The 11,737-nt window shown below is 68.4% G+C and carries 13 protein-coding genes and 1 riboswitch; of the genes, 7 read left to right on the top strand and 6 right to left on the bottom strand.

Annotated elements, in window-relative coordinates:
* From Amac_RS36865 to Amac_RS58150, 5 genes are all read right to left on the bottom strand, one after another.
* The coding region (locus Amac_RS36865) for a sirohydrochlorin chelatase (RefSeq protein WP_246268959.1) at positions 1-534 on the bottom strand (534 nt) is incomplete at its 3' end.
* Positions 535-542: 8 nt separating this feature from the next.
* Entirely contained in the window at positions 543-1,271 is a 729-nt protein-coding gene (locus tag Amac_RS36860) for a phosphoadenylyl-sulfate reductase (RefSeq protein WP_155359040.1), read from the bottom strand.
* A gap of 28 nt (positions 1,272-1,299) precedes the next feature.
* Complete coding sequence (locus tag Amac_RS36855; protein ID WP_155334811.1) at positions 1,300-1,452, bottom strand: Insertion element protein; 153 nt, start codon at positions 1,450-1,452, stop codon at positions 1,300-1,302.
* Positions 1,449-3,131, bottom strand: a complete 1,683-nt coding sequence (locus Amac_RS36850) for a nitrite/sulfite reductase (protein WP_155359039.1) — start codon at positions 3,129-3,131, stop codon at positions 1,449-1,451. Before Amac_RS36850 ends, Amac_RS36855 begins: the two co-directional genes overlap by 4 nt.
* A gap of 134 nt (positions 3,132-3,265) precedes the next feature.
* On the bottom strand, positions 3,266-3,349 hold the full coding sequence (locus Amac_RS58150) for a putative leader peptide (RefSeq protein WP_372453654.1): 84 nt from the start codon (positions 3,347-3,349) through the stop codon (positions 3,266-3,268).
* A 332-nt stretch (positions 3,350-3,681) separates the two neighbouring features.
* Between Amac_RS58150 and Amac_RS36845 the strand changes: the two genes are divergently transcribed.
* From Amac_RS36845 to Amac_RS36825, 5 genes are all read left to right on the top strand, one after another.
* On the top strand, positions 3,682-4,083 hold the full coding sequence (locus Amac_RS36845) for a YccF domain-containing protein (RefSeq protein ID WP_155359038.1): 402 nt from the start codon (positions 3,682-3,684) through the stop codon (positions 4,081-4,083).
* A gap of 176 nt (positions 4,084-4,259) precedes the next feature.
* Entirely contained in the window at positions 4,260-5,150 is an 891-nt protein-coding gene (locus Amac_RS36840; protein WP_155359037.1) for a YihY/virulence factor BrkB family protein, read from the top strand.
* Positions 5,151-5,180: 30 nt separating this feature from the next.
* A riboswitch (ZMP/ZTP riboswitch) is annotated at positions 5,181-5,283 on the top strand.
* A 9-nt stretch (positions 5,284-5,292) separates the two neighbouring features.
* Positions 5,293-6,576, top strand: coding sequence for a serine hydroxymethyltransferase (gene glyA / locus Amac_RS36835; RefSeq protein WP_425544324.1), 1,284 nt, complete (start codon positions 5,293-5,295; stop codon positions 6,574-6,576).
* 526 nt (positions 6,577-7,102) lie between these two features.
* Positions 7,103-8,128 carry a ribosome small subunit-dependent GTPase A gene (gene rsgA, locus Amac_RS36830; protein WP_246268958.1) on the top strand — a complete coding sequence of 342 codons (1,026 nt, stop codon included), beginning with the start codon at positions 7,103-7,105 and terminating at the stop codon, positions 8,126-8,128.
* Positions 8,129-8,216: 88 nt separating this feature from the next.
* Positions 8,217-8,942 (top strand): phosphoribosyltransferase, encoded by a 726-nt coding sequence (locus Amac_RS36825; RefSeq protein WP_155359034.1) that lies wholly within the window; start codon positions 8,217-8,219, stop codon positions 8,940-8,942.
* Here Amac_RS36825 and Amac_RS36820 read toward each other — a convergent pair.
* Complete coding sequence (locus tag Amac_RS36820; protein WP_155359033.1) at positions 8,931-9,281, bottom strand: DUF1304 domain-containing protein; 351 nt, start codon at positions 9,279-9,281, stop codon at positions 8,931-8,933. The two genes, Amac_RS36825 and Amac_RS36820, sit on opposite strands and share 12 nt — an antisense overlap.
* Positions 9,282-9,344: 63 nt before the next feature.
* On the opposite strand from Amac_RS36820, the gene Amac_RS36815 reads away from it, so the two are divergent.
* Positions 9,345-10,721, top strand: a complete 1,377-nt coding sequence (locus tag Amac_RS36815) for a cytochrome ubiquinol oxidase subunit I (RefSeq protein ID WP_155359032.1) — start codon at positions 9,345-9,347, stop codon at positions 10,719-10,721.
* Positions 10,722-10,733: 12 nt separating this feature from the next.
* A complete protein-coding gene (gene cydB / locus Amac_RS36810) occupies positions 10,734-11,732 on the top strand; it encodes a cytochrome d ubiquinol oxidase subunit II (protein WP_155359031.1) in 999 nt (332 codons plus the stop codon).
* Positions 11,733-11,737 lie beyond the last annotated feature (5 nt).

Here is an 11,737-nt window from a genome sequence, read left to right as displayed (position 1 = left end):
GGGGGCGCCACTGTGGAGGAGGCGGGTTACCTCGGCGGCGGGGGTGGGGGTGGTGGCCGAGGCGAAGGCGGGGGTTACCGACCACCAGGGGCGGGAGCGTGACCACTCGGTGGCCAGGCGGGTGATCGTCGCGTTGGCGCGAGCGTCGCTGGAGCCGGCCGAGACGAGGACGACGGCGGTGTCAGGGTCGCCCAGGGGGATTCCGGCCTCGGACAGGCGGCGTTCGAGAGCCGCGGTCAGCAGCGGATGCGGGCCGAGGGCGTCGCCCAGATGCACGGTTAGGCGCGGGCGGCGGGCGGTGGCCTCGCGGAGGGCGGCGGGGATGTCGACGCGGGTGTGGTACGCCGCCGTGAGCAGCAACGGCAGGACTACCGCCGTGTCCAGGGTGGCCAGGGCTTTGGCGAGGGTGGGTGGGGCGTGGTCCAGATAGGCGGTGCGGATGTCGAGGTCGGGGCGCGCGAGCCGTACCTGATCGAGGAGGGTGGCCACTACGGCGGCGGCGCGCGGGTCGCGGGACCCGTGTGCCACCGCCACCAGCGGGATTACAGGTGAATGCCGCATTCGATCTTTCCCAGGCCCGCCCAGCGGCCGGCGCGCGGGTCCTCGCCGGGGGCGACCTGCCGGGTGCAGGGGGCGCAGCCGATGGACGGGTAGTTGTCGTAGTGCAGCGGGTTGATCAGGACGCCGTTGTCGGCGATGTAGTTGTCGACCTCGTCCTGGGTCCAGCGCGCGATCGGGTTGACCTTCACCATCTGCCGCTTCGCGTCCCATTCGACCACGCGGGTGTTCGCGCGGGTCGGCGACTCGTCCCGGCGAATGCCGGACACCCACGCCAGGTACGGCTCCAGCGCCCGGTTCAACGGCTCGACCTTACGGAGAAAGCAGCAAAGGTCGGGATTGCGGCCATGCAGGCGGGGACCCAGGTCACGATCCTGCTCGGCGACCGTCCGGGACGGCGTCACGTTGATCACGTTGACCGGGTAGACGGCCTCGACCGCGTCCCTGGTGCCGATGGTCTCGGCGAAATGGTAGCCCGTGTCGATGAAAAGCACGTCGACGCCCGGCTTGACCCGGCTGACCAGGTCGATCAGCAGGGCGTCGCTCATCGAGGAGGTCAGACAGAGGCGGTCGCCGAACGTGGCCGCGGCCCAGCGGATGATCGCGCGCGCGGGGGCGTCCTCCAGGAACTCGGCGGCGGACTCGACGATGCTCTGCAGGTCGAGGACGCCGCGCTGACGCTCCAAGCCGACTTCAATGTCCACCAATGTCATCTCATTACTCCTCATCACGTCGTGGGGGTTACGAACGCACGCCTATGCCGAGAAATTTCACCCGGAAGGCGCGGGCGCAGGCCCGGCAGTACCAGCCGTACGGCTCCTCGTCGGAGACGTAGGGTTCCAGGTCCTCGTCGCCGCAGTAGGGGCAGTAGAACGGGACGGCGCGCTCGCTCACTTGAGGTCGCTCTCGTCGGCCCGCTGGACCCAGTTGGCGAAGGTCTCGCCGTCGTTCTTCTGCTTGCTGAAGTTGCTGACCACGCGCTCCACGTAGTCGGGAAGCTCCTCGGCGGTGGCCTTCAGGCCGCGCACCTTGCGCCCGAAGCCGGGCGTGGCGCCGAGCGAGCCGCCCAGGTGGATCTGGAAGCCCTCGACCTGCTCGCCGCGGTCGTTGACGACGAGCTGGCCCTTCAGGCCGATGTCGGCGACCTGGATGCGGGCACAGGAGTTGGGGCACCCGTTGACGTTGATCGTCAGCGGGTCCTTGAAGTCGGGGAGCCGGTTCTCCAGCTCGTGGATGAGCGTGGTCGCGGTCGCCTTGGTCTCGACGATCGCGAGCTTGCAGTACTCGATGCCGGTGCAGGCCATCGTCTGGCGGCGGAACGTGGACGGGTTGACGTGCAGGTCGGCGGCCTCCAGCTCGGCCACGATCGAGTCGACCTGGTCGGGGGCGACGTCGAGGATGACCATCTTCTGCTCGACCGTGGTGCGGACCCGGTCGGAGCCGTGCCGTTCGGCGATGTCGGCGACGCGGTGCAGGGTGTCGCCGTCCACGCGGCCGACCTTGGGGGCGAAGCCGACGTAGAAGTTGCCGTCCCGCTGGGGGTGCACGCCGACGTGGTCGCGGCGGCCGCCCCTGGGCTGCTCGGGAGCGGGGCCGTCGGGGAGCTCGTAGCCGAGGTAGTCCTTCTGGAGCACGTCGCGGAAGCGTTCGGGGCCCCAGTCGTTCATCAGGAACTTGATCCGGGCGCGGTGGCGCAGGCGGCGGTAGCCGTAGTCGCGGAAGATGCCGACCACGCCGCCGTACACGTCGGCGACCTGGTCGGGGCGGACGAACACGCCGAGGCGCTTGCCGATCATCGGGTTGGTGGACAGGCCGCCGCCCACCCACGCGTCGAAGCCGGGCTCGCCCGCCTCGTTGACGACGCCGACGAAGGCGACGTCGTTGATCTCGTGCACGGTGCAGTGCGCGGGGCAGCCGCTGACCGCCGACTTGAACTTGCGCGGCAGGTTGGAGAACGCCTTGTCGCCGATGAACTTCTCGTAGATCTCGGCGATCTGGGCGGTGCCGTCGATGACCTCGTCCACGTCCACGCCGGCCAGCGGGCAGCCGAGGATCACGCGGGGGGTGTCGCCGCAGGCTTCGGTGGTGGACAGGCCGACCTCTTCGAGGCGGCGCCAGATCTCCGGGACCGACTCCACCTCGACCCAGTGCAGCTGCACGTTCTGGCGGTCGGTGATGTCGGCGGTGCCCCGGCCGAACTCGTTGGAGATGTCGGCGATCACCCGGAGCTGGCGGAGGCTGAGCTGGCCGCCGTCGATGCGGATGCGGAGCATGAAGTAGCGGTCGTCCAGCTCCTCCGGCTCCAGGATCGCGGTCTTGCCGCCGTCGATACCGGGCTTACGCTGCGTGTACAGCCCGTACCACCGCATCCGGCCGCGCAGGTCGGCGGGGTCGATCGAGTCGAAGCCGCGCTTGGAGTAGATGTCGATGATCCGCTGACGGACGTTGAGGCCGTCGTCGTTCTTCTTGTTCTCCTCGTTCTTGTTCAGCGGCTCCCGGTAGCCGAGGGCCCACTGGCCTTCGCCACGCGGGCGCTTGTGGTGCCGGTTGCCTGGGCGGGCCGGGGTGCTCATGGCTGGTCCTTTTCCGAGGAGCTGGGGCACTGGGCGGCACGTGAGCAGGCTTTCCTCCCGCCTCGCCGTCGAGTGCGGGGGCACACAAAAAGACGCCTGTTCACGCGCCCACAATTAAGAGAAAGGGGCGACGGTCAACGGGCGTCAGTACAGATAGCGCTACGGACACGAAGAAGATCGACGTGGCGTCGCACGACGAGCATCGGATCCGCTGGCATGCCCCAACGATACCCCGCGTACCACAGATGTCCAAGTTCGGGTCCAGAGTGTGGACTCTGATCATCTATCGGCCGCCGGGTCGGGTTCGCCAGTCATATGTAAGCCCTGGATCGGGTCAGCCCTGCCTCAACCAGTTCACGGGTGGCTCGGGATCGTGTTTCTCGGGCTGTTCGGAGTCGCTGGGCTTCTGGGGTTTTGTCTGGTGCTGGCAGTCGCACCAGGAACCGCCCCGGCAGTCGTCGTGGTGCCGGTTCTTGCAGGCTTCGCAGATCATGCGTCGGATCCTGCCCGGCCCATGGGGTTTCACCTGCCGGTGTGGGAGGGTCGGAGAGTGAAGCTTCTCGGGTTCGTGCTGAACGTGATCTGGCTGGTGTTCTGCGGGATCTGGATGGCGCTCGGGTATGTGGTCGCGGGAATCGTGTGCTGCGTGCTGATCGTGACCATTCCCTTTGGCATCGCGGCCTTCAGGATCGCTGGATACGTCTTGTGGCCCTTTGGGCGTACCACCGTGGCGAAACCCGGGGCGGGGGCGCCGTCGCTCGTCGGGAACGTGATCTGGCTGATCTTCGCCGGGTGGTGGCTGGCGATCGGGCACATCATCACGAGCGTCCCGCTGTTCGTGTCGATCATCGGGATCCCGTTCGGGTGGGCGAATCTGAAGATGATCCCGATCTCGTTGATGCCGCTGGGGCGCGAGGTGGTGCCCACCGACCGGAAGTTCGGGGAGCGTTGATGCCCGCACTGGGTCAGGGACCGTATCCTGGGCTGTTAAAGATCCGTACTATTCGCCGCCGCGGCGGGTAGTCCGTGGTTGAACCCAGGATTCCACGAATACGGTTGGGTGCCATGACGTCCACGGACGCTCCGTCGCGTAGGCCCCGCTCTGCGGGTCGCAAGTCACGCCTCGGCATGGCGCGTGCCCGGGCCGGGATGGAGCGCCTGGCCGGAAGCGGATTCTGGTCGCTGGTCAAGGCGACCACGATGGCGGGCGTCAACTACCGGGTCACCGGCCTCGCGGGCGAGGCGGCCTTCTTCGCGCTGCTGTCGCTGCCGCCGTTCGCGCTCGGTCTGCTGGGCGTGCTGGGGCATCTGAGCGGCATGCTGGGCGAGGAGACGATCGTCGCCATCCGGCAGTCGGTGATCCAGAACGCCGACCTGCTGTTCAGCCCGGACGCGATGAAGAGCGTGGTCGAGCCGCTGCTCAGCGACGTGCTCGACGGGGGCGAGGTGTCGCTGATCTCGGTGGGGTTCCTGCTCTCGTTGTGGTCGGGGTCCCGCGCGCTGTTCGTGTACGTGGACCTGATCTCTATCGCGTACGGCCTTGGGGAGACCCGGGGGATCATCAGGACCCGGCTGATGTCGTTCGGCCTCTACCTGGCGGCCCTGCTGATCGGCCTGGTGGTGATGCCGATCCTGGTGATCGGGCCGACGCTGCTGGCCAACGCGCTGCCCGGCTACGAAGGGCTGGTCGGGGTGCTCTACTGGCCGGTCGTGATCGTCGGCTCGGTGCTGATGCTGACCATGCTCTACCACGTCAGCGTGCCGAGGCGGACGCGCTGGTGGCGGGAGGTCCCGGGGGCGGTGCTGGCGCTGCTGATCTGGATCCTGTGCGCCGCCGTGCTGCGCGAGGTGCTGGCCGCCTGGTTCCAGCCGCTGTCCATCTACGGGTCGCTGGCCGCGCCGATCGCGGTGCTGCTGTGGCTGTACATCACCGCGCTGGCCGTGCTCATCGGGGCCACCCTTAACGCCGAGGTTGACCGGTTGTGGCCGCTGGCCGGAACCGGTCGCCGGGTGGAGTAACTCCCGTCGCCGCGGACGGCTCCGATAAGGTGGCAGGGTCGCGACTGGCGCTGACGTCGCCCTGCGGGCGCGTCGCTAGGTGGGGCACCACCGGGGAGCGAACCTGCGGAGGCCGTGCGCCTGGGTCACCGCGGCTGTCAACGTGGACAAGGAAGGCGCCATGGCTGAGAACTCGCTGCACGTCGTCGATCCGGAGATCGCCGAGCTGATCAAGGCGGAGGAGCGGCGGCAGGCCGACACGGTCAAGCTGATCGCCTCGGAGAACTACGTGTCCAAGGCCGTCCTCGCGGCGACCGGGACCGTGCTGACCAACAAGTACTCCGAGGGTTACCCGGGCAAGCGCTACTACGAGGGCCAGCAGGTCATCGACCAGATCGAGGCCCTGGCCATCGAGCGTGCCAAGGCCTTGTTCGGGGTCAACCACGCCAACGTCCAGCCCTACTCGGGCTCGCCCGCCAACCTGGCCATCTACCTGGCCTTCCTGCAGCCCGGCGACACGGTGATGGGCATGGGCCTGCCGTTCGGCGGCCACCTCACCCACGGCTGGTCGGTCTCCGCCACCGGCAAATGGTTCAACCCGGTGCGGTACGGCGTGCGCAAGGACACCGGCCGGATCGACCTGGACGAGGTCCGCGAGATCGCCCTCAGGGAACGCCCCAAGCTGATCTTCTGCGGCGGCACGGCGATTCCGCGCACGATCGACTTCCCGGCGTTCGCCGAGATCGCCAAGGAGGTCGGCGCGGTCCTGGCGGCCGACATCGCGCACATCGCCGGCCTGGTCGCGGGTGGGGCGCATCCCTCGCCGGTCGGGTACGCGGACGTGATCTCCACGACCACCCACAAGACGTTGCGCGGTCCCCGCGGCGCGATGCTGATGGCCACCTCCGACGAGCACGCCACCGCGCTCAACAAGGCCGTCTTCCCCGGGCTGCAGGGCGGGCCGCACAACCACACGACCGCCGCCATCGCGGTGGCGCTGCACGAGGCCGCCACCGAGGACTTCCGCGACTACGCGCGCCAGGTCGTGCTGAACGCGAAGGCGCTGGCGGAGGAGCTGATCAGCCGGGGCTTCGACCTGGTCTCGGGCGGCACCGACAACCACCTGATCCTGATGGACCTGACGCCCAAGGGCATCGGCGGCAAGCCGGCCGCCCAGGCCCTGGACAAGGCCGGTCTGGAGACCAACTACAACACGGTTCCGTTCGACACGCGCAAGCCGTTCGACCCGTCGGGGATCCGGATCGGCACCGCCGGGGTGACCAGCCGGGGCATGGGCGTGGCCGAGATGCGGCAGATCGGCGCCTGGATGGACCAGGTCGTCTCCGCTCTGGCGAAGGACGAGGACGAGGCCAAGCACGTGATCACCCGAGTCCACGGCGAGGTCCGCGAGCTCACCTCGCACTTCCCGGCCCCCGGTCTCAGCTGAGTTTCTGGTTGCTCGCCGTTATCCGGCGCCGTTTACGTCCGCGTTGGTTCTCGCCGTACCGGCGCCAAGGGTGGCCGGGTCTCCGGCGCTCGTGAACTTTTGAGGGTCCGTGTTCCAGATGTGGTTCGCGGACCCTCGATCGTGTTCGCCGTTGGGCGATTCGTGAGTTCAATCCGTTTTGGTGCGCCGCTGGGCGGCCTATGAGCTCAATCCGATCCAGGTCGCCCGTGTGCGCGGCGAGGCCTTCGCTCGCGTGTCGTGGGTAATTTGGTTGCTGGCGGGTTGAGGTGTTCAGTAGGGTGCTTTGCGTTGGCCGTCCGGTCGAGGGTGGTCGTGGAGGAATGGGAGGTGAGGACATGCGGGTGTTTCTGACGTGCCTGCCGTCCAACAGCCTCCGGGTGTGCCTCTGAGTTGAGGGCCCCGGTTTTCCGAAGGGTTTCCTCCATTGTTCTCGCCAGAATTCTCTGGTTCTTTTGATCTTGTAAAGCTCGGGTGGCACGAGTCCGCCGAGCTTCCTGAGGGCCTGGTGCCCGCCCGGGTCGCCCGCGTCGATCGCGGTGTGGCCGAAGTCCTGGCCGCTGATGGCCAGCACCAAGCCAAGTACGGCGCCCGGATCCGCCGGGCCTCCGCCGAGAATCCGGTCGAGTTGCCCTGCGTGGGCGACTGGGTGGCGCTGCGCTACCTGCCAGAAGGGCGGTACGAGCTCGACCACGTCCTGCCGCGGTCGAGCGCGTTCGTCCGGGGCGGGGTGGGACGGGTGTCCCGGGGCGGCCTGTCGGGCGACGGGCAGGGGCACGTGCTGGCCGCCAACGTCGACGTCGTCTTCGTCACCGAGCCGTCCATGCACGCGAGCGACTTCGCCGACCTGGGCCGGATCGAGCGCATGGTCGCGCTGGCCTGGGAGAGCGGCGGCACGCCGGTGGTGCTCATCACCAAGGCCGACCTGTTCGATCAGGGCCTGGACGAGCTGCTGGCCGACGTGGCCGGGGTCGCCCCCGGTGTGGACGTGCACGCGGTGTCCTCGCTCACTGGGGACGGGGTGGACGTGGTCCGTACCTACCTGGACGGCGCGAAGACCGCCGTCGTGCTCGGGCCGTCCGGCGCGGGCAAGTCGACGCTCGTCAACTCCCTCGCCGGGGACGGCGTCATGGAGACGCAGCAGGTGCGGGCCGGGGACGGCCGGGGACGGCACACGACCGTGCACCGCGAGATGATCCTGCTGCCCGCCGGCGGCCTGATCATCGATACCCCCGGCATCCGCCGGGTCGGCCTGTACGACATCAGCGACGGCGTCGACCTGGTCTTCTCCGACATCGAGGAACTTGCGGAAAGCTGCCGTTTCGGCGACTGCTCGCACACCTCGGAACCGGCCTGCGCCGTGCTGGCCGCCGTGGACTCCGGCGACCTGCCGGAACGCCGGCTGGAGAGCTGGTTCAAGCTCCAGCGGGAGGCCGCCTGGATGGCCCGCCGCAGCGACGCCCGCCTCCGGGCCGAGGAAACCCGCAAATGGAAGATCATCCACAAGAGCGTACGAGGCCGCAGCCGCCCGTGATCGAGCCCGGCGCCCTCGGGCGCCGGGACACGACGGCCTTTACGCGTGTCGGGTGATTGGGTCGGGTATGTCAAGGGTTGTGGCTCGGATGGAAATAACGCTTCCGTTCGTGGACCGGGAGGAGGCGGGCGAACTGCTCGCCGAGGCCCTGGTCGGCCTGAGGCTGCCCGACCCGGTCGTCCTGGCGCTGCCGCGCGGGGGAGTGCCGGTGGCCGTCCCGATCGGGGCGCGGCTGAACGCGCCCGTGGACGTGCTGGTCACCCGGAAGATCGGCCACCCGGCTCAGCCTGAGCTCGGTCTGGGCGCGATCGCCGAGGGCGGAGAACCGGTCTTCGATCACTCCATGCTGCGATATGTCGGGCTGGAGCCGGAAGATCTGGCGGTGATCGTCGCCCGGGAGCGGGATGAGCTCGCCCGCCGGGTCGAGGTCTACCGGGGCGGCCGCAGCCTGCCGCCCCTGGCCGGGCACGACGTCATCGTGGTCGACGACGGCCTCGCCACCGGCGGCACCGCCAGAGCCGCCCTCCGCGCGGTCCACACGATCATGCGCACCCAGGCCGCCGTGGACCAGACGACCACACGATCCGGAATGCGAGATACCCGGCCCGAGGCCGCCGCGCGTCCGGGCACGGTCACGCTGGCTGTTCCGGTGGCCGCCAAGCAGACCGTGCAGGCATTGGCCGGCGAGGCCGACGAACTCGTCGTGCTGGCCGTGCCCTCCCACTTCCGGGCCGTCGGCCAGCACTACATCTCGTTCGACCAGCTCACGGATGCCGACGTGCTGTCGTTGCTCGCCAGGAGCTCAGCTCAGTAGGACCAGGATGAGGGCGAGTACGGCGGGGGCCGCCTGGACGTACAGGATTCGGCGGCTGACGGTGGCGGCGCCGTACAGGCCGGCGACGATGACGCAGGCGAGGAAGAAGGTGAGGACGGCGGGGTCGCGGCCGAGGAGGCCCCAGATGAGGCCCGCGGCGAGGAAGCCGTTGTAGAGGCCCTGGTTGGCGGCGAGGGTGCGGGACTGGGTGGCGAAGTCGGGGGTGGTGCCGAAGGCGGCGCGGCCGCGGGGGGTGGTCCAGAGGAACATTTCCAGGATCAGGATGTAGACGTGAATTGCGGCGACGATGCCTACCAGGGCATATGCAGCGACGATCAACGTAACCTCCGATATAGAGCGCGCCTTGACGTTAGGTAATCGACGGTCACGTACGGTGATTTCGTGGACGCTTTGGATCTGGCGCGGTGGCAGTTTGGGATCACCACGGTCTACCACTTCCTGTTCGTGCCCGTCACCATCGGCCTGGCGTTCCTGGTGGCGATCCTGCAGACGGTGTGGCTGCGCACGGGTAACGCCGCGCACCTCCGGGCGACCAAGTTCTTCGGCACGCTCTTTCTGATCAACTTCGCGATGGGCGTGGTCACGGGCATCGTGCAGGAGTTCCAGTTCGGGATGAACTGGAGCTCCTACTCGCGTTTCGTGGGGGATGTCTTCGGGGCTCCGCTGGCGATCGAGGCGCTGCTCACGTTCTTCCTGGAGTCCGTCTTTCTCGGCCTGTGGATCTTCGGGTGGAATCGCCTGCCGCGGCTGGTGCACGCCGCGTGCATCTGGCTGGTGGCGATCGGCTCGGCCCTCTCCGCCTACGCCATCCTGGTCGCCAACTCGTTCATGCAGTGGCCGGTCGGGTTCGCCGTGCGCGGTTCCCGGGCCGAGCTCACCGACTTCGGCGCGGTGTTCGGCAACAAGGTCGCGCTGGCCACCTTCCCGCACGTGCTGCTGGCCAGCTGGCTGACCGGCGGCGTGCTGATGGCCTGCGTCGCGGCCTGGCATCTCAGGCGCCGCCGCAACGTGGCGGTGTTCCGCATGCCGATGCGGCTGGCCATGGCCGTGACGGTCGTCACGGGCGCGGGCATGCTGTTCACCGGCGACAACCTGGCCAGGGTCATGGTGCAGACCCAGCCGATGAAGATGGCCGCCGCCGAGGCGCTCTACGAGACCGCCCAGCCCGCGCCGTTCTCGCTCTTCACCATCGGCACCCTGGACGGCTCCGAGCCGATCTTCTCGATCGGCGTCCCCGGCCTGCTGTCGTTCCTGGCCACCGGCAGCTTCGACGGCAAGGTCCTGGGCATCAACAACATTCAGGCCCAATATCAGAAAATTTACGGACCTGGCCACTATGCGCCCTACATTCCGATGGCCTACTGGGCCTTCCGGCTCATGATCGGGTTCGGGATGCTGGCCGTGCTGATCGCGCTGGTGATGCTCTGGCTGACCCGGCGGGGTCGGCTGCCTGAGAACAAATGGGTATGGACGGCGACGATCTGGGCGGTCGTTCTGCCGTTCCTGGCCAACAGTTTCGCCTGGATCTTCACCGAGATGGGCCGCCAGCCCTGGATCGTGTTCGGCCAGATGAAGACCGCCGCGGGCGTCTCGCCCAACGGCGTCGGCCACGTCGTGACCTCCCTGGCCGCCTTCACCCTCCTGTACGGCGCGCTCGCCGTCATCGAGGTCCGCCTCCTCCTGAAGTACGGCAGGCAGGACCCGCCCCCCGAGCAACCCGCCACCGAGGACGACGGCCCGCTGGCCTTCGCGTACTGACCCGGAGCTGACATGGACCTGACCGACGTCTGGTTCGCCGCGATCGCGGTGTTGTGGATGGGCTACTTCATCCTGGAGGGGTTCGACTTCGGGGTGGGCGCGCTGCTGCCGGTCCTGGCCTCCGGCGACACCGAACGCCGGGTGATGATCAACACGATCGGGCCGGTCTGGGACGGCAACGAGGTGTGGCTGATCACGGTGGGCGCCGCCACGTTCGCGGCGTTTCCGGAGTGGTACGCGACGCTGTTCAGCGGGTTCTACCTGCCGATGCTGGTCATCCTGCTGACGCTGATCGTGCGGGGGGTGGCGTTCGAGTATCGGGCGAAGCGGGACAGCGTGCGCTGGCGGCGAGGGTGGGATCGGTGTCTCATCGCCGGGTCGATCGTGCCGGCGGTGTTGTGGGGGGTGGCGTTCGGGAACATCGTGCGGGGGGTCGAGTTGGACGCGCGGCACGATTATGTGGGGAGTTTCTGGGATCTGCTCAACCCGTACGCGCTGCTCGGTGGCCTTACCACTTTGGCGCTATTTGTCACCCATGGGGCCATATTTCTGGCGTTGAAGACGGAGGGGGAGATCCGGGAGAAGGCGGGGGCGCTGGCCCTGAAGGCGGGCTTCGTGGCGGGGATGCTGGTGGCCGGGTTTCTGGTGTGGAGCCAGTTCCATGGCGGATCGGGGGTGTCGATCGCGCTGGGGGTCGTCGCGGTGGTGGTGTGGGCGCTGGCGGTGGCGGCTATCGCGGTGGGGCGGGAGGGGTGGGCGTTCACGGCGTCCGCGGTGGCCATCGGCCTCGTCACGGTGACGCTGTTCGCGGTGCTCTATCCGAACGTGCTGCCGGCCGTCGATCCGGCCAACAGCCTGACAACGACAAATGCCGCGGCCACCGCCAAGACCTTGAGGATCATGACGTGGGTCGCGGTGCTGTTCCTGCCGCTGGTGCTGATCTACCAGTCGTGGACCTACTGGGTGTTCCGCCGCCGGATCGGCGTACGGAACATCCCAGCGGGCCACTGACGCGT

This window comes from Acrocarpospora macrocephala, from assembly GCF_009687865.1.
GTDB lineage: Bacteria > Actinomycetota > Actinomycetes > Streptosporangiales > Streptosporangiaceae > Acrocarpospora > Acrocarpospora macrocephala.
The sequence above is the reverse complement of the archived record's forward strand: the minus strand, read 5'-3'. Positions and strand labels throughout refer to the sequence as shown.